General features: G+C 68.6%; 16 protein-coding genes and 1 riboswitch. Of the genes, 5 read left to right on the forward strand and 11 right to left on the reverse strand.

The features are described 5' to 3' along the window. Positions 1-73 precede the first annotated feature (73 nt). Complete coding sequence (locus ABT009_RS21425) at positions 74-454, forward strand: hypothetical protein (protein WP_351296939.1); 381 nt, start codon at positions 74-76, stop codon at positions 452-454. 42 nt (positions 455-496) lie between these two features. On the opposite strand, the gene ABT009_RS21430 is transcribed toward ABT009_RS21425, so the two are convergent. The 6 genes from ABT009_RS21430 to ctaE all read right to left on the reverse strand — a co-directional run bounded on the left by ABT009_RS21430 (position 497) and on the right by ctaE (position 7751). Next, on the reverse strand, positions 497-1876 hold the full coding sequence (locus tag ABT009_RS21430; RefSeq protein WP_351296942.1) for an aminotransferase class V-fold PLP-dependent enzyme: 1380 nt from the start codon (positions 1874-1876) through the stop codon (positions 497-499). Positions 1877-2050: 174 nt separating this feature from the next. Beyond that, positions 2051-2167, reverse strand: a riboswitch (SAM riboswitch). A 131-nt stretch (positions 2168-2298) separates the two neighbouring features. After that, positions 2299-3363 carry an anthranilate phosphoribosyltransferase gene (gene trpD, locus ABT009_RS21435; RefSeq protein ID WP_351296945.1) on the reverse strand — a complete coding sequence of 355 codons (1065 nt, stop codon included), beginning with the start codon at positions 3361-3363 and terminating at the stop codon, positions 2299-2301. Between the two features lie 205 nt (positions 3364-3568). Continuing rightward, entirely contained in the window at positions 3569-5200 is a 1632-nt protein-coding gene (gene qcrB / locus ABT009_RS21440) for a cytochrome bc1 complex cytochrome b subunit (RefSeq protein WP_351296948.1), read from the reverse strand. Continuing rightward, positions 5197-6255 carry a cytochrome bc1 complex Rieske iron-sulfur subunit gene (gene qcrA / locus ABT009_RS21445; RefSeq protein WP_351296951.1) on the reverse strand — a complete coding sequence of 353 codons (1059 nt, stop codon included), beginning with the start codon at positions 6253-6255 and terminating at the stop codon, positions 5197-5199. The genes qcrB and qcrA overlap by 4 nt, the downstream gene beginning before the upstream one ends. Then, positions 6252-7061 (reverse strand): cytochrome bc1 complex diheme cytochrome c subunit, encoded by an 810-nt coding sequence (qcrC, locus tag ABT009_RS21450; RefSeq protein WP_351296954.1) that lies wholly within the window; start codon positions 7059-7061, stop codon positions 6252-6254. Before qcrC ends, qcrA begins: the two co-directional genes overlap by 4 nt. Positions 7062-7130: 69 nt before the next feature. Further along, complete coding sequence (ctaE, locus tag ABT009_RS21455) at positions 7131-7751, reverse strand: aa3-type cytochrome oxidase subunit III (protein ID WP_351296957.1); 621 nt, start codon at positions 7749-7751, stop codon at positions 7131-7133. A gap of 203 nt (positions 7752-7954) precedes the next feature. Here ctaE and ABT009_RS21460 point away from each other — a divergent pair, with 203 nt between their 5' ends. Next, the gene (locus ABT009_RS21460) at positions 7955-8356 is read left to right on the forward strand and encodes a hypothetical protein (protein WP_351296960.1); all 402 of its coding nucleotides are present in this window, start codon (positions 7955-7957) and stop codon (positions 8354-8356) included. 48 nt (positions 8357-8404) lie between these two features. On the opposite strand, the gene ABT009_RS21465 is transcribed toward ABT009_RS21460, so the two are convergent. From ABT009_RS21465 to ctaC, 4 genes are all read right to left on the reverse strand, one after another. Then, complete coding sequence (locus tag ABT009_RS21465; RefSeq protein WP_351296963.1) at positions 8405-9661, reverse strand: L,D-transpeptidase; 1257 nt, start codon at positions 9659-9661, stop codon at positions 8405-8407. A gap of 129 nt (positions 9662-9790) precedes the next feature. Next, positions 9791-10189 carry a cytochrome c oxidase subunit 4 gene (locus tag ABT009_RS21470; protein WP_351296966.1) on the reverse strand — a complete coding sequence of 133 codons (399 nt, stop codon included), beginning with the start codon at positions 10187-10189 and terminating at the stop codon, positions 9791-9793. Further along, positions 10186-11916, reverse strand: a complete 1731-nt coding sequence (ctaD, locus tag ABT009_RS21475) for an aa3-type cytochrome oxidase subunit I (RefSeq protein ID WP_351296969.1) — start codon at positions 11914-11916, stop codon at positions 10186-10188. The genes ABT009_RS21470 and ctaD overlap by 4 nt, the downstream gene beginning before the upstream one ends. Next, entirely contained in the window at positions 11913-12872 is a 960-nt protein-coding gene (gene ctaC / locus ABT009_RS21480; protein WP_351296970.1) for an aa3-type cytochrome oxidase subunit II, read from the reverse strand. The genes ctaD and ctaC overlap by 4 nt, the downstream gene beginning before the upstream one ends. 291 nt (positions 12873-13163) lie before the next feature. On the opposite strand from ctaC, the gene ABT009_RS21485 reads away from it, so the two are divergent. Then, on the forward strand, positions 13164-14543 hold the full coding sequence (locus ABT009_RS21485) for a cysteine desulfurase/sulfurtransferase TusA family protein (RefSeq protein ID WP_351296971.1): 1380 nt from the start codon (positions 13164-13166) through the stop codon (positions 14541-14543). 24 nt (positions 14544-14567) lie between these two features. Here the strand turns inward: ABT009_RS21485 and ABT009_RS21490 are convergent, their stop codons facing one another. After that, positions 14568-15542, reverse strand: coding sequence for a carbohydrate kinase family protein (locus ABT009_RS21490; RefSeq protein ID WP_351296974.1), 975 nt, complete (start codon positions 15540-15542; stop codon positions 14568-14570). Between the two features lie 176 nt (positions 15543-15718). On the opposite strand from ABT009_RS21490, the gene ABT009_RS21495 reads away from it, so the two are divergent. Together ABT009_RS21495 and ABT009_RS21500 are read left to right on the forward strand one after the other, a co-directional pair. Then, positions 15719-15940, forward strand: coding sequence for a hypothetical protein (locus ABT009_RS21495; protein WP_351296977.1), 222 nt, complete (start codon positions 15719-15721; stop codon positions 15938-15940). Between the two features lie 173 nt (positions 15941-16113). After that, on the forward strand, positions 16114-17589 hold the full coding sequence (locus ABT009_RS21500) for a hypothetical protein (RefSeq protein WP_351296980.1): 1476 nt from the start codon (positions 16114-16116) through the stop codon (positions 17587-17589). The last annotated feature ends 228 nt before the right edge of the window (positions 17590-17817 follow it).

The following is a 17817-nucleotide window of genomic DNA, read 5'->3' on the forward strand; positions in this document are numbered from 1 at the left end:
CGGGACTCGGAGATGAAGCGTTCTTCATCTCCGGCTCATCCCCGCGGCGCATAGGCGCGCGCAGGATCGCCCCATGGTCTTCTCCCACCACATGGCCGCCCTGGCCGCCGTCGTGGCGATACCGCTGGGCGTCGCCGCGACCAGCTACGCCCTGACGGACAGCCCGGACGCGCCTTCGGTGCCGCCCATGGTGGTGCTGGACAGCGGCTCACCATCGGCCACCCCCACCAGTCCGGAGCCGACACCGAGCGACGAGGTCGTGTCCCGGCCTCCGGTCAGCGACAACGCCCGGTCCTCGTCCTGGCCGACACGATCGGTGAGGGGGCCCACCAGGTGCGGGCCTCGGGCATGGACGCGTACAGCGCGATCCTGCCCGCACCGGTCCCGCTGCACGAGGCGCTCGGCCCCGGCGGCGAGTTCCTCACCGATGCGACGGAACGCGCCCTCCGCATGATCCTTCTGGGTGCCCGGCTGCCGTACCGCCGGACCCTCTGCCTCAGGCGGAGGTGTCAGGGACGCAGCGCCCGTCCTCGGTGCGGTAGTTCCACTTGGCGCCGTCCCGGACGAGTTCCTTGACGGCCCGTACGAACCGCTCGACATGCTCGTCCGGCGTGCCCGCGCCGAAGCTCACCCGGATGGCGTTGAGCGACTTCTCGCCGGGCGCCGCCTCGGGGGCACCGCATTCGCCCTGCGTCTGCGGCTCGCTGCCGAGCAGGGTGCGCACGAGCGGGTGGGCGCAGAAGAGTCCGTCGCGTACGCCGATGCCGTACTCCGCGGACAGCGCGGCCGCGAAGTGCGAGCTGTTCCACCCGTCGACGACGAATGAAAGAACACCCACCCGCGGGGCGTCGTCCCCGAACAGCGAGAGCACCCGCACCTCGGGCACCTCGGCGAGGCCTGCACGTACGGCCGAGATGAGCTGCTGCTCCCGCGCGACCAGGGCGTCGAACCCGGCCTCGGTGAGCGCCTTGCACGCCGAGGCGATCGCGTAGGCGCCGATGACGTTGGGCGAACCGGCCTCGTGGCGCGCGGCGGTGGTGTGCCACTCGACGTCGAGTCCACCGTCCGTGCGCCGTGCGACCTTGCGGCTGGCGCCGCCACCCGCCAGGTACGGCTCGGCGTCCTGCAGCCAGTCGGCACGGCCGGCGAGCACGCCGGAGCCGAACGGTGCGTACAGCTTGTGCCCGGAGAAGGCGACCCAGTCGACGTCCAACTCCCGTACGGACACAGGGTGGTGCGGTGCGAGCTGGGCGGCGTCCAGCACGATCCGCGCACCGTGCGCATGCGCGGCGGCGGCCAGCTCCCGTACAGGCCACAGCTCACCGGTCACGTTGGACGCCCCGGTGACGCAGACCAGCGCAGGCCCGTAAGGGTCCCGGTCGGCCAGGGCCCGCTCCAGCGTCCGCACAGCCTCTTCCGGCGTACGAGGCGCGTCGAGATACGTCACCCGCGCCTCGCGCCACGGCAGCAGGGACGCGTGGTGCTCGGTCTCGAAGACGAAGACCTGGCACCCCTCGGGCAGCGCGGCGGCCAGCAGATTGAGCGAGTCGGTGGTCGACCGGGTGAAGACCACCTGGTCCCCTTCCCGGCAGCCGAGGAACTCCTCGACGTCGTGACGCGCGTTCTCGAAGAGCTCCGTCGACAGCTGCGACAGGTACCCGGCGCCGCGGTGCACGCTGCCGTAGTACGGCGCGTACGCCGCCACGTCGTCCCAGACGCGCTGCAGGGCCGGGGCGCTCGCGGCGTAGTCGAGGGCGGCGTACGTGACCTCGCCGCCGGTGACGAGCGGGACGAGGACATCGCGCCCCAGAACGGGTAGGGCCCCGGAAATGTCACGGCAAACGGACTGGTCGGCGACAGCAGTGGAGACAGACATGGCGAACTCCCGTGAGAGCTAAGCGAATTGACTGCGCGAGCAGGCGTGACAGCTCAAGCGCAGAAAAGGGTGAAAGGTGAAAAGGGGTGTGCGAGAAGGGGCTTGGCGCCCTATCGCATTCGCTTGCTCACGAGACAGCTCCTCGAGGACCAGGACCCCAGGAACCTGACAAGGGGTCCGCGCTTGCCGCAGACCTCTCTGCCTGCGGCCAGGTCTTCACCCGGGGCACCCCGCCACGGACGGAGGGTTGCCGGACAGCGGGCCGGGGCCTAGTCGCTGTCGCTCATGACCTGCCGAGAACTATGCCAGATGATCGCGCCGGTGCAACTGCTGTCCGCATCGCGGACAGCAGTTGCACCGGGGGAACCGGCCACCGGCTGCAGGTGAGGGCACCCGCTCAGCCCGCGGCCAGGCGAACCTCGCTACGAGTTACTCGCCGCCACCCACCGCTCCAGCACCCGCCGAGCCGCCCCCGAGTCGATCGACTCCGCGGCCCGCTCCATCCCGGCACGGATCTGCTCCGCCAGCGCTCCCTCGCCCGGCGAGAAAGCGACCAGGGCCGCCGCCGAGTTGAGCAGCACGGCGTCCCGTACGGGCCCGGGCTCGCCGGCCAGCAGCCGGCGGGCCACGTCGGCGTTGTGGGACGCGTCGCCGCCCCGCAGCGCCTCCACCGGTACCAGCTCGATCCCGACGTCCCGCGGGTCGAAGCTCTCCTCGCGCACCGCCCCGTCCCGCACGACCCACACCCGCGAGGTGGAGGTCGTCGTCAGCTCGTCGAGCCCGTCGTCGCCGCGGAACACCAGCGCGGACGAGCCGCGCTCGGCCAGTACACCGGCCATGAGCCCCGCCATCCGGGTGTCGAAGCAGCCGATCGCGGAGGCGGTGACCCGGGCGGGGTTGGTCAGCGGGCCGAGGATGTTGAACGAGGTCGCGATCCCCAGATCCCGCCGGACCGCACCGACGAACCGCATCGCCGGGTGGAACTTGGCCGCGAAACAGAAGGTGATCCCGGCCTCGTCCACCACCTGCGCCACACGCTCGGGCGACATGTCCAGGTTGATGCCGAGCTTCTCCAGCACGTCGGACGAGCCGCTCGCCGAGGACGCCGCCCGGTTGCCGTGCTTGATGACCTTGGCCCCGGTACCCGCGATCACGATGGCGGACATCGTCGAGATGTTGACCGTCTTGGCCCGGTCGCCGCCCGTACCGACGATGTCGACGGCCGGCCCGGGGATGTTCAGCGGCTGCGCGTGCGCGTACATCGCCTCGACGAGACCGGTGATCTCCTCGACGGTCTCTCCCTTGGCCCGCAGCGCCACCATGAAGCCCGCGATCTGGGCGTCAGTGGCCTCGCCGCTCATGATGCGGTCCATCGCCCACGCCGTGTCACCGGAGCTCAGGTCCTGCCCGCCGAGCAGTGCGCTCAGTACCTCGGGCCAGGAACGGCCCGCCGCGGTGTTGCCTCCTGCGGGGGTCACAGCGCTCATATGCCGCTCCTGGGGTGCTGCCCGGGCGGACGCTCGTAGACGGAGATCCCGGCGCAGACATCGCACAGGGTCCCGCACGAGGCCGCGCCCCGGGTCTCGTATACGGATGGGACCCACCCTATCCAGGCCCGGGCACGGCAAAGAGCCCCGTCCATGCAATGGACGGGGCTCCTGCCGTGGCGACCTTCAGGTCAGAGCTCGATGATCAGTGGTGGCCGTGGCCGCTGGTGATCTCCTTGAACTCGTCGACGGTCGGCTTGGGAATCTGGTGGCCCTCGCCGTAGTAGTTCTCGGAGAGCTTGGCCCGCAGCTTCTCCGAGGCCGGGATCTTGCGCTCCACGCCGTGCTCGTCGACGGCCGGGCCGATCTCGACCGGCTCGTACTGCTCGTGCGCCGTGAGCGTGTGCAGCTGCTCCTGGCTGAGCGGCTCGTGGATCTCGATGAACTCACCGTGCGGCAGGCGCTTGATGATGCCGGACTCGCGTCCGTGCAGCACCTTCTCGCGGTCGCGGCGCTGCAGGCCGAGGCAGATCCGCTTGGTGACGATGAACGCGATGACCGGTGCGACGAAGAACGCGATCCGGACGAACCAGGTGACGGCGTTGATCGACAGGTGGAAGTGCGTGGCGAACAGGTCGTTGCCACCACCGATCAGCATCACGCAGTACCAGGTGATCCACGCGACGCCGACGCCCGTTCGGGTCGGGGCGTTGCGCGGGCGGTCCAGGATGTGGTGCTCGCTCTTGTCGCCGGTGACCCAGGACTCGATGAACGGGTAGACCGCGATCGCGAGCAGGACCAGCGGGAAGATCATGAGCGGCACGAAGACGCCCAGGACGAGCGTGTGGCCCCAGAGGTTGATCTCCCAGCCCGGCATGGCACGGATGAGGCCCTCGGAGAAGCCCATGTACCAGTCGGGCTGCGCACCGGTGGACACCTGGTCCGGCCGGTACGGACCCATGGCCCAGATCGGGTTGATCTGCACCAGCGCCGCGATGACCGCGATGACACCGAAGACCAGGAAGAAGAAGCCTCCGGCCTTGGCCATGTAGACCGGCAGCAGCGGCATGCCCACGACGTTGTTGTTGGTCCGTCCGGGGCCCGCGAACTGCGTGTGCTTGTGGTAGAAGACCAGGATCAGGTGGGCGACCACCAGGCCGAGCATGATGCCCGGCAGCAGCAGGATGTGGACCGAGTAGAACCGGGCCACGAAGTCGCCGCCGGGGAACTCGCCGCCGAACAGGAAGAACGACAGGTACGTGCCGACGATCGGCACGGACAGGACCGCGCCCTCCATGAAGCGGACACCGGTGCCGGAGAGCAGGTCGTCCGGCAGCGAGTAACCGGTGAAACCGGTGAACATGCCGAGGACGAACAGCAGGAAGCCGAACACCCAGTTGATCTCACGCGGCTTACGGAACGCGCCCGTGAAGAAGACGCGCATCATGTGCACGAACATGCCCGCGAGGAAGACCAGCGCCGCCCAGTGGTGGATCTGCCGGATGAGCAGACCACCGCGGACGTCGAAGCTGATGTGCATCGTCGAGTTGAAGGCCTCGGACATCAGCTGGCCCTGCAGCGGGACGTAACTGCCGCTGTACTCCACCTCGTTCATCGACGGGTGGAAGAACAGCGTCAGGTACACACCCGTGAGGATGATGATGATGAAGCTGTAGAGGCAGATCTCGCCCAGCATGAAGGACGGGTGGTCCGGGAAGATCTTGCGCATGTTGGCCTTGGCCAGGGAGTAGATCCCCAGCCGGCCGTCGGCCCAGTCGGCGACCCGCTCGCCGGCCGGTGCCTTGCCTCGTGCGTCTTTGGTCGTCGTAGTACTCATCCGCGCTCCCAGAAGGCAGGACCGACGGGCTCTTCGAAGTCGTCGAGCGCCTCGAGGTAGCCCTCGTCATTCACACCGATCCGCAGCTGCGGCAGGGGGTGACCGGCCGGGCCGAAGATTACTTGGCCACCGTCGGAAAGGTCGAAGGTGGACTGGTGGCACGGGCAGAGGACGTGGTGCGTCTGCTGCTCGTACAGGGAGATCGGGCAGCCCACGTGGGTGCAGATCTTCGAGTACGCCAGGATCCCCTGGTGCGACCACTCAAGGGTCTGCTTGCTCTTGATGTTGTCCGGCTGGATCCGGACGAGCATCAGGGCCGCCTTGGCGATCTGGGTCTGGTAGTCGTGGTCGTGCTCCTCCAGACCCTCCGGCTGGGCGAAGGTCAGCGAACCGACGGCGATGTCCGAGGGACGCATCGGCTCGTTGGTGTTCTGGTTGATCAGGAGCTTGCCCTTTTTCCACAGCGTGTGGCGCAGCTTGTCCTCGGGCAGCGGGCCCAGGTCGCGCAGCAGGACGACGCCGGAGAGCGGGAACAGAGCCAGCGCACCGAACATCGTGTTGCGGATCAGCTTGCGGCGCCCGATCGCCGACTCCTTGGCACCCTGCTTGAAGTCGGCGAGGACCTTGGCCTTCGTCTCGGGCGAGGCCTCGATCGCGTGACGCTCGTCGACGAGCTCCTCGTCCGACATCAGGGTGCGGGCCCAGTGGACCGCGCCCGCGCCGATGGCGAACAGCGCGATACCGAGGGTCAGGCCCAGCGCGAAGTTGAGGGCGCTGATGTGACCGATCGGGAAGACGAAGATGCTCTTGTCCACCGGGATGGTCACGTACGAGGCGATGAAGCCGACGGTGGCCAGCATGGACAGCGTGAACATGAGGGCGACCGCGCGCTCGGAGCGCTTGGCTGCCCGTTCGTCGATGTCCTGGATGCGGTGCTCGTGCGGCGGCATCCCCGGGTCCGCGAACGGGTTCTCCTCGTCCGCGAGCGCTACGGCGGCACCGTGCTCGTCCTGCACTGTGGGCAGCTTCTCTTCTGGAATGTCTTGGCTACTCATGACTTCTTGGCCTTTGCGGTCCGAGCGGCAACCCAGATGGCGACGGCGACCAGGGCGCCGAGACCGAAGATCCAACCGAACAGGCCCTCAGTGACCGGCCCGAGGCCGCCCAGGTTGAGGCCGCCCTGGTTGACGGTCTTGTCGCTGTTGACCGCGTCGAGGTACGCGACGATGTCCTTCTTGTTCTTCTCGGTCATCGTGGTGTCCGGGAAGGACGGCATGTTCTGCGGGCCGGTCAGCATGGCCTCGTAGATGTGCTTGGGGTCCACGTCCTCGAGGCTCGGAGCGTACTTTCCGTGCGTCAGCGCGCCACCCTCACCGGTGAAGTTGTGGCACTGCGCGCAGTTGGTACGGAAGAGCTCACCGCCCCTGGCGATGTCCGCGCCCTCGGGGCTGTACTGCTCCGCGGTGGGGATGGCCGGGCCGGCTCCCAGGGAGGCGATGTACGCCGCGAGCTGGTCGATCTCAGCCTGCGTGTAGATGTTCTTCTTCTTCGGCACCTGGGCGCCGGGCTGCTGGGCCGGCATACGGCCGGTGCCGACCTGGAAGTCGACCGCCGCGGCACCGACACCCACGAGGCTCGGGCCGTCGGAGGTGCCCTGACCGCCCGTCCCGTGGCAGCTGGCGCAGCCCACCGAGTAGAGCTTCTTGCCCTCGTCGATGGCGAGGGACTGGGAGGTTTCTTCGGCCTGTGCCTTGTCCGCCGGAGCGAACACGGCGTACAGCCCCCCGGTGGCCGCCAGCGCGAGGAGTAGGACGACGACTGCCGCCAGCGGATGGCGTCGTCGTGCGGAGAGCTTTTTCACGGATTACCCCGGTGTCAGGATTTTCTGCGTCGATGCTTCTGGATGGATCGGTTGTCGAGAACGATCCGATTACTTGATCAAGTAGATCGTGGCGAAGAGACCGATCCAGACGACATCGACGAAGTGCCAGTAGTAGGACACGACGATCGCGGCGGTCGCCTGCTCGTGGGTGAACCTCCGGGCCATGTACGTCCTGCCGAGGACCAGCAGGAAGGCGATGAGACCGCCCGTCACGTGAAGGCCGTGGAAGCCGGTGGTCAGGTAGAACACGGAGCCGTACGGGTCGGAGGAGAGCGAGAGCCCGTCCTTCTTGACCAGCTCCGTGTACTCGAAGACCTGACCGCCGATGAAGATCGCACCCATGATGAAGGTGACGATGAACCACATCCGGAGCTTCTTCACGTCACCGCGCTCGGCGGCGAACACGCCGAGCTGGCAGGTGAGGGAGGAGAGCACCAGGATCGTGGTGTTCGTCGCCGAGAACGGAAGGTTCAGCGCGGACGCCATTTCCTTCCAGTGGTCGGGACCGGTCACCGATCGCAGGGTGAAGTACATCGCGAAGAGGGCCGCGAAGAACATCAGCTCGGAACTCAGCCAGATGATGGTTCCGACGCTGGTGAGGTTCGGCCGATTGACCGACGGGTGCGCGTGCCCGGTTTCTACTGTCGTTGCTGTCGCCACGACCGACATTATGTCGGTCGCTTATCCCGCCCTCACTACGGGGGGTGCCGTTCGGAGTGTCCCCCGCGTGTGTGCAGCCCATATGGCCCATTGGAGGGCCCCTCGCGACAGGTGTTGACGGGCGGTTGCAACAGGTGTTGACGGGCGGTGCGAGGGAGTAGCATCCGGCGCATCGGTACCGAAGAGTTCCCGACCAAAGACGCGGAGGAACAATGCAGCCGACGGCCACGGTGCTGGTCTACAGCAACAACGCGAGCACCCGCGAACAGGTCCGGTTGGCGACCGGCCGCAGGCCGGCCACAGACGTTCCCGCCGTCGAGTTCATCGAGTGCGCGACGCTTCCCGCGGTCCTGAAGGAGCTGGACCGGGGCGGGATCGACGTGTGTGTGCTGGACGGCGAGGCCGTCCCGGCGGGCGGCATGGGCGTGTGCCGCCAGATCAAGGACGAGATCTTCCGCTGCCCGCCGGTGCTGCTGCTGATGGGCCGCCCGCAGGACGCGTGGCTGGCCACCTGGAGCCGTGCGGACGCGGCGGTGACGCTGCCGGTCGAGCCGGTGGAGTTCGCCGAGGCGCTGGCCGGTCTGCTCCGCAGCAGGCGGGCTGTGGGGGCCTGACGGCCCCCGTCTAGGTCATGGCCCGCGGGCGGCACGCGCCCGCGGGCGTCATACGCCCGGGCGCAGCCGTGCCATCTCCGCCGGACCGGGGGCTTCGGGCGTCCCTCCCAGTACGGCGCTTCCGGCGCGCCAGTTCTTCCAGCTGACGTTCCAGTCGCCAAAGCCGTTGCCGAACGGGTCCATCTCCTGGCCGTTGCTGTTGACGACCTTGACGATGTCGCCCGGGTTGAAGGTCCGGAAGAACCAGGCGGCGTTGGATGTGCTCATGCCAGTGCATCCGTGGCTGACGTTGGCCGAGCCCTGGGAGCCCACGGACCAGGGCGCGGCGTGCACGTACTCACCGCTCCAGGTGACCCGCGTCGCGTAGTACACGGGCAGGTCGTACGACTCCGAGCTGCCCGCCGCGATGCCGACGGTGCTGCTCCGCATGCGGACGTAGTAAGCCTTCTCGAGCACCACCTTGATGCCGTTGCGGGTCTCGAAGCCCGGCTTGCCGGTGGTGACCGGGATGGTGTTGATCACTTTGCCGTTGCGGTACACCGTCATGGTGTGGGTCGCGGCGTCCGTGATGGCCTCCAGGCGGTCGCCGATCGTCAGTTTCAGCGGCGTCGACGCGGCGCCCCAGAGCCGGTCGCCGACCTTGATGCCCTCGAGGGCGCTGCGCACGTCGATGGTGGTGCCCGGGGCCCAGTACTGCTCCGGCCGGTAGTGCAGCGTCTTGTCGTCGACCCAGTGCCAGGCTCCTTGCATGGCGGGGCGCGCGTCGACCCTGAGGGCACGCTCCACGACGGCTCTGGCGGCCTTGTCCTTCACCGGGGCGCTGAGCTCCGCGGTGATCGGCTGGCCCACGCCGTAGGTTCCCGACTCGGGTCCGAAGGTGACCTGCAGCCGTTTCTTCTGGTCGGCCGGGCCTGTGTCGAAGGTGAGGGTCTTGCGGCCCGGTGCGCCGTCACCGTTCTCGGTGCTCACCCGGACCGTGTAGCGGGTGCCGGCGGCCAGGGGGGTGGTGCTGTGCCAGCGTGTGCCGTCGGCGGACAGCTCCCCCGGCACGTAGCGTCCTGACGCATCGGTGGCGGTGACGTCGGTGATGCGTCCTGCCCCGCCCTGGGTGGTGATCTCCAGAGGCTTGTCAGGGTCTGCCTTCTCGTTCCCCGAGGGACCGTTGAAGACGATCTGGTCCGCTGCGTCGTACGGCTGCTCGGAGAGCGGGTTGCTGTCGAAACTGCAGGAAACGACGGTGGCGCCGAACGCGACCACCAGCGCGGTGCAGCTTATGACCGAGCGGATTCGCGAAGTGTGGCTCATGGGCCAACGCTAGAAAGCTTCGTCATCCGCAGCTCGTCATGTAACCCGTACGGGTGTGTTCGTTACTGCAAACGAGGGGGCCCGGACACTCTTGACGGTGTGTCCGGGCCCCTCTGCGTTGTGATCGTGTTATTGGTTCTGGTTCTCGCCGCGGTAGTACTCGAAGACCCAGCCCCACAGGCCGACCATGATGATCGGCGCCGAGAAGTACAGCAGCCACCATCCGAAGATGACGCCCAGGAAGGCGAGCGAGCCGCCGATGCCCAGCGCGAGCGGCTGCCAGCTGTGCGGGCTGAAGAAGCCCACCTCACCGGCGTCGTCCGCGACGTCGGCCTCCTTGTTGTCCTGCGCACCCGCGTCGACCCGCCGGGCCGTGAAGGCCAGGTAGTAGCCGATCATGATGGACAGGCCGAAGGCCAGGAAGAGCGCCGTGGTACCGGCCGGCTCCTTCGACCACACGCCATAGACGATCGCCATGACGAGGATGAAGACGCTCAGCCAGATGAACATCTTGCCCTGGATCTTCACTTGCCGGCCCCCTTCTCAGCGGAGATGGCACTGGCACCGTGACCGGCGTGACCGAGCGGCTCGAGAGCGGCGATCTCCGGATGGTGCAGGTCGAACGCCGGGGATTCGGAACGGATCCGGGGCAGCGTGAGGAAGTTGTGCCGGGGCGGCGGGCAGGAGGTCGCCCACTCGAGCGAGCGGCCGTAGCCCCACGGGTCGTCGACGCCGACCGGCTTGCCGTACTTGGCCGTCTTCCACACGTTGTAGAAGAACGGCAGGATCGACAGGCCCAGCACGAACGAGCTGATCGTGGAGATGGTGTTCAGCGCGGTGAAGCCGTCGGCGGCGAGGTAGTCCGCGTAACGACGCGGCATACCCTCGGCGCCCAGCCAGTGCTGGACCAGGAACGTGCCGTGGAAGCCCACGAACAGCGTCCAGAAGGTGATCTTGCCGAGCCGCTCGTCCAGCATCTTGCCGGTGAACTTCGGCCACCAGAAGTGGAAGCCGGCGAACATCGCGAACACCACGGTGCCGAACACCACGTAGTGGAAGTGAGCCACCACGAAGTACGAGTCGGAGACGTGGAAGTCCATCGGCGGCGAGGCCAGGATGACGCCGGTCAGACCACCGAAGAGGAAGGTGATCAGGAAGCCGATCGACCACAGCATCGGCGTCTCGAAGGACAACGAGCCCTTCCACATCGTTCCGATCCAGTTGAAGAACTTCACACCGGTCGGGACCGCGATGAGGAACGTCATGAAGGAGAAGAACGGCAGGAGCACACCGCCCGTGACGTACATGTGGTGCGCCCACACCGTCACCGACAGACCCGCGATCGAGATCGTCGCCGCGATCAGGCCGATGTAACCGAAGATCGGCTTACGCGAGAAGACCGGGATGACCTCGGAAATGATGCCGAAGAACGGCAAGGCGATGATGTACACCTCTGGATGGCCGAAGAACCAGAAGAGGTGTTGCCATAGCAGTGCGCCGCCGTTGGCCGCGTCGAAGATGTGCGCTCCGAACTTGCGGTCCACCTCGAGGGCGAACAGCGCCGCCGCGAGCACCGGGAAGGCCAGCAGCACCAGCACACCGGTGAGCAGCACGTTCCAGGTGAAGATCGGCATGCGGAACATGGTCATGCCCGGGGCACGCATGCAGATGATCGTGGTGATGAAGTTGACCGAGCCGAGGATGGTGCCGAAGCCGGAGAAGGCCAGACCCATGATCCACATGTCCGCGCCGACACCCGGTGAGCGGACCGCGTCCGACAGCGGGGAGTAGGCGAACCAGCCGAAGTCGGCCGCACCCTGCGGGGTGAGGAAGCCGGCCACCGCGATCAGCGAGCCGAACAGGTAGAGCCAGTAGGCGAACATGTTCAGCCGCGGGAACGCCACGTCGGGCGCGCCGATCTGCAGCGGCATGATCCAGTTCGCGAATCCGGCGAACAGTGGCGTCGCGAACATCAGCAGCATGATCGTGCCGTGCATCGTGAACGCCTGGTTGAACTGCTCGTTCGACATGATCTGCGTGCCGGGACGGGCCAGTTCGGCGCGCATGAAGAGCGCCAGCAGACCGCCGATGCAGAAGAACGCGAACGACGTGACGAGGTACAGCGTGCCGATCGTCTTGTGGTCGGTGGTCGTCAGCCACTTCACCACGACGTTGCCGGGCTGCTTCTTCCGTACCGGCAGCTCGTTCTCGTACGAGTCGGCTGCGGCACCCTGGGGTTCGTTGAGGATGCTCACGTGGTCTTCGTCTCCCGGTTCTTTTCGTGCGTCGTCTGCTCGATGCCGGCCGGGACGTAACCGGTCTGGCCCGCCTTCGCGAGCTCTTCCAGGTGCTTCTGGTAGCGCTCCGGAGAGACGACCTTCACGTTGAAGAGCATCCGGGAGTGGTCGACGCCGCACAGCTCGGCGCACTTGCCCAGGAACGTGCCTTCCTGGTTGGGGGTCACCTCGAAGGAGTTGGTGTGGCCCGGGATGACGTCCTGCTTCATGAGGAACGGCACCACCCAGAAGGAGTGGATGACGTCACGCGAGGTGAGGACGAAGCGGACCTTCTCGCCCTTGGGGAGCCAAAGGGTCGGGCCGGGGTTGTTCGTCTGCGGGTTCCGCTCGCCCGGCGTGCCGACCTCGTAGACGCCGCCGGCGTTGGCCGGGAAGTCGTCCTTGAACCGCTGCGGGATCGCGGCAAGGTTCTCGTCGGTCTTGGCGTCGCCGGTCGAACCCGGCACGTCCTCGATGTAGTTGAAGCCCCAGCTCCACTGGTAGCCCACCACGTTGATGGTGTGGGCGGGCTTGGGGGAGAGCTCGAGGAGCTTCGACTCATCGCGGGCGGTGAAGTAGAAGAGCACCGAGACGATGATGATCGGGACCACGGTGTACAGCGCCTCGAGGGGCATGTTGTACCGGGTCTGCGGAGGGATCTCGACCTTGGTGCGGCTGCGCCGGTGGAAGAAAGCACTCCACAGGATCAGGCCCCAGACCAGCACGCCCGTGGCGAGCGCAGCCGCCCAGGAGCCCTGCCAGAGGGAGAGGATCCGCGGTGCCTCTTCCGTGACCGGGGTGGGCATACCAAGGCGGGGGAAGTCCTTGTATGTGCAACCGGTGGCGGTCGCCAGGACCAGGCCCGCAGTCAGTGCCTGCAGCAGCTTCCGCCGCATCGGGCGCCGCGGCGAGCGGTCGGAGCCGTTGGGACTCACGTAGCGCCTTCCCGAGAGTCTCGCCCGCGCTGTTGGCTGCGGCCTTCTCGCTGGTCGGTCGCCGCCCTGCGTCGGGCAGGGGTTTGGATGTTTATGCGGACCAAACCCTACTGGACGCTTTTTTGGGCCGCGCGGGGAGGGTGCCCAACGCGCCGCCCGACTCCCCGAAGGAGTGCTGTTTCCTCTGAGAGACCCTGCGTGGCGTGCGGATCTGCCACAGTCCGGGCCCCCGGAATCCCCGGCTCCGGGCGTGCCCTGACGCCCTCTCGGGCCAGGAGTTAGCGTGTTCGCGTGCCCTACTTCGACGTCGCTTCCTCGGCTCCTCTCCACCCCGTCGCCCGCCAGGCGCTGCAGGCCTCGCTCGACGAGGGGTGGGCCGATCCCGCCCGGCTCCACCGCGAGGGGCGGCGCGCCAGGATGCTGCTCGACGCGGCGCGCGAGGCGGCCGCGGAGGCGGTCGGATGCCGTCCCGACGAGCTCGTCTTCACCTCGTCCGGTACGCGCGCGGTGCACTCCGGGATCGCGGGGGTGCTGGCCGGGCGCCGCCGCGCCGGACGTCATCTCGTCGTGTCAGCCGTCGAACACTCGTCGGTGCTCCATGCCGCTGCGACACACGAGGGAACGGGCGGGACAGTGACCGAAGTGCCCGTGGACCGCGCCGGTTCCGTCGCGGTGGAGGCGTACGCGGATGCCCTGCGCGAGGGCACGGCCCTGGCGTGTCTGCAGTCCGCCAACCACGAGGTGGGCACCGAGCAGCCGGTCGCGGAGGTGGCCGAGGTGTGCCGCGCGGCCGGGGTGCCGCTGCTGGTGGACGCGGCGCAGTCGCTGGCGTGGGGCCCGGTGGCGGGCGACTGGTCGGTGCTCACCGGCAGTGCCCACAAATGGGGCGGTCCGGCTGGCGTCGGGCTGCTCGCCGTGCGCAAGGGCGTGCGGTACGCGCCCCAAGGGCCGGTGGACGAGCGGGAGTCGGGGCGCGCGGCGGGGTTCGAGAACATCCCCGCGATCGTCGCGGCCGCGGCCGCGCTGCGTGCCGTACGGGCCGAAGCGGCCGCGGAGGCCCCCCGGCTGAGGGAGCTGACGGAGCGGATCCGGGCGCGGGTGCCCGAGCTGGTGCCGGACGTCGAGGTGGTCGGCGATCCGGTGCGCAGGCTGCCGCATCTGCTGACGTTCTCCTGTCTCTATGTCGATGGAGAGACAGTGCTGCACGAGCTGGACCGGGCCGGTTTCTCCGTGTCGTCCGGTTCGTCGTGCACGAGCTCCACGCTGACACCGAGCCATGTGCTGCGGGCGATGGGGGTGCTGAGCGAGGGCAACGTACGGGTGTCACTGCCGCTGGGGACGCCGGATCAGGACGTGGAGCGGTTCCTGGAAGTGCTGCCCGGGGTCGTCTCCGACGTCCGGCGGAAGCTGGGCGCGCCCGAGGCCGCCGCCCGGGGCACCGAATCGGCGTCCCTCGTCGTCGACTCCCTCGGCAAGCTCTGCCCGATCCCCGTGATCGAGCTGGCCAAGGTGATCGGCGACGTGCCGGTCGGCGGCACCGTGACCGTCCTCGCCGACGACGAGGCGGCGCGCCTCGACATTCCCGCGTGGTGCGAGATGCGGGGGCAGGAGTACGTGGGCGAGGAGCCGGCCGAGCGGGGGGCGGCGTACGTCGTACGCCGCCTGAGCTGAGCCGCTGTCGCTGAGAGGGAGCCGCTACGCGAGGTGGGCCTGGACCTCGGCGGCGGCCTCGTGGCCGTAGGCCTTGGTGAAGCGGTCCATGAAGTGGCCGCGGCGCAGCTGGTACTCCTGCGTGCCGACCGTCTCGATGACCAGCGTCGCCAGCATGCAGCCCACCTGGGCGGCCCGCTCCAGGCCGACGCCCCAGGCCAGACCGGAGAGGAACCCGGCGCGGAACGCGTCGCCGACGCCGGTCGGGTCGGCCTTGACCTCCTCCTCGGGGCAGCCGACCTCGATCGGGTCCTCTCCTTCACGCTCGATGCGCACGCCTCGCGAGCCGAGGGTGGTGACGCGGTGGCCGACCTTGGACAGGATCTCCGCGTCGGACCAGCCGGTCTTGGACTCGATGAGCCCCTTCTCGTACTCGTTGGAGAAGAGGTACGCGGCCCCGTCCAGCAGTATCCGGATCTCCTCCCCGTCCATACGGGAGATCTGCTGCGAGAAGTCGGCGGCGAAGGGGATGCCGCGGCTGCGGCATTCCTCGGTGTGCCGCAGCATCGCCTCGGGGTCGTCGGCGCCGATCAGCACGAGGTCGAGGCCGCCGATCCGGTCCGCGACCGCCTTGAGCTCGATCAGCCGGGCCTCGCTCATCGCGCCGGTATAGAAGGAGCCGATCTGGTTGTGGTCGGCGTCGGTGGTGCAGATGAAGCGGGCGGTGTGCAGCACCTCGGAGATCCGCACGGAGGCCGTGTCGACGCCGTGCCGGTCGAGCCAGCCCCGGTACTCGTCGAAGTCGGACCCGGCGGCGCCGACCAGGATCGGCTTGGTGCCGAGCTGCCCCATACCGAAGCAGATGTTGGCGCCGACACCGCCACGGCGTACGTCGAGGGCGTCGACCAGGAAGGAGAGGGAGACCGTGTGCAGCTGGTCGGCGACCAGCTGGTCGGCGAAGCGGCCGGGGAAGGTCATCAGATGGTCGGTGGCGATGGAGCCGGTGACTGCGATACGCACGGCGAGGACACGCTCCTGCGGGGATCGGTGGGGGCGCGCGAAGCGCTCTTTACGGACTGCTGGCGACGGATGGGTGACGGTTTCACGCTACCGGGTCCGCGCACCCGTGCTGAAGTGGCAAAACTACCGGATAGTAGGGCTTTGTCGGCGCGGCTCGCGCTGCTTACGGTTCCGTTATGACGAACTTCAAGGTCAGGGAATCCGCTCCGCTCGACGGTCCGCTCGACCTGGAAGGCGGGCTCGCGGCGCTGCGCGGCGACTGCGCCCGGATGGTGCCCCACTGGGTCGCGCCCGCCGAGGAGGCCCCGCGGCCCGTGCCGCCGTCCCACATCCACGGTGTCGTCGTACCTCCGAAGTCGGCGCGGCTGCTGGACGCGATGTCCGATTACGGCGACTGAGCGACGGCTTTATGGCGACCGGGCGACGCCCGGGGAACCGCCCGCTCGTCCGCTGCGTCCCATCGCTGTCCCCCGTGTAGGGGATGCGCACTACGACCCCTCCCCTGCCCGGACCGGATTCCGGACGGCCGGAGGGGCTCCAGGGACGACAGTGAAGCCGAAGGAGCGATGCGGTGAGCACCGAGCGACCCGACAACGACGCGGCCGTTCCACGTCGGCGGCGTACCCCGCTGGCCGTCGCCTCGGTCGCGGCCGCAGTGCTGCTGGCCGGTGGCGGCGGGGCGTACTTCGCCGCGACGGCGTCCGGCGGTGGCGGCGGCAGGGAGTCCGGTGCCCCGTCCGGGAACGGGAGCACTCCCCCTCCGCTCGTCCTGGACGGGTATACGGAGAGTCCCGGCGAGGGCATCGCGACGGGCGAGCCCGACCCGAACGGCGCAACGTACCGGGCAGCCGGCAAACTCCCCGAAGGACCCGACTCGGCCGCCGTGTACCGCGCGCGGGGTGAGGTCAGCGCGTCCGAGGTGACGCGGCTGGCGAAGGCGCTGGGCGTCGAGGGCACCCCGAAGGTCTCGGCCGGGGCCTGGACGGTGGGTCCGGCGAAGGACGGCTCAGGCCCGTCGCTTCAGGTCACCAAGCAGGCACCGGGAACCTGGACGTTCAGCCGGTACGCACCGGGCGCGAGCGACAACTGCGAGAGCGCCACGAAATGCGCCGACACCGGCACCGCCCCGGGCGGCGAGGGCGACGCGGTCAGCGAACAGGTCGCGAAGAAGGCCGCCGCGCCCGTGCTGAAGGCGCTCGGCCAGGACGACGCGAAGCTTGACGCGCGTCAACTCATGGGGGCGGTGCGCGTGGTGAACGCGGAACCGGAGATCGGCGGGCTGCCGACGTACGGCTGGTCGACCGGCATCCAGGTCGGTGCCGACGGCCAGGTGGTGGGCGGCAGCGGACAGCTGAAGAAGCCGGTGAAGGGCGACACGTACCCCGTGATCAGCGCCCGGGAGACGCTGGATCTGCTGAACAGGTCCGCGACCGGGGGCGGTCGCGTCGGCATCGGCGGCTGCGCCAGCGCCGTGCCGCTGGAGGGGCAGGACGAGAAGGACGCGCCCTGTGACAGCACCGCCTCGCCCGCGACGCCCCAGACCGTCGCCGTGCGGGGCGCGACGTTCGGACTCGCGGTGCACTTCGTGGACGGGCGGCAGACGCTCGTTCCGTCGTGGCTCTTCGAGGTACGGCCGAAGGGCGCCGAGGACAGCTTCACGATCACGCATCCGGCGGTGGATCCCGAGTATCTGAGGGCGCCGGAGGCTCCCAGCGCGGAGCCGGCCGAGCCGAGTCCGCGGCCGAGCACCCCGGGCGGCGGGGACGAGTCGGGCAGCACTCCGCGCGGCGTGCACATCGAGTCGTACAGCGCGGACGGGCGGTCGCTGACACTGCACTTCTGGGGCGGCGTCTGCAGTGACTACTCGGCGTCGGCGAGCGAGAGCGCGGACCAGGTGACCGTGACGGTCACCGAGACCCCGCAGGAGCCGGGCAAGGTCTGCATCATGATCGCGAAGGAGCTCAAGGAGACGGTGACGCTGGAGAAGCCGCTCGGCGACCGGAAGGTCGTGGACGCGACCGGGGGCGGGACGGTGCCGCGGAAGTAGCGGCGCCTGGGCCCACGGCGGCCCCGGCGAGACACAAAAGTGCGGCGTGACCACACGACAGGGGCCTCGGCTACGACCCGAACGGGGCCTGGGCGATACGACGGGTTCTAGGCGACACGAAAGGCGGCGGCCCCCTGGACAGGGGGGCCGCGCCCATAGGGTTGACGCCCCCCCCACCCCCCGGCGGGGGGTTTAAAGATCAAGCGGGAGCGTCTGGGCCCCAGCCGG

It is taken from the genome of Streptomyces sp. NPDC002896, from assembly GCF_040295225.1.
GTDB lineage: Bacteria > Actinomycetota > Actinomycetes > Streptomycetales > Streptomycetaceae > Streptomyces.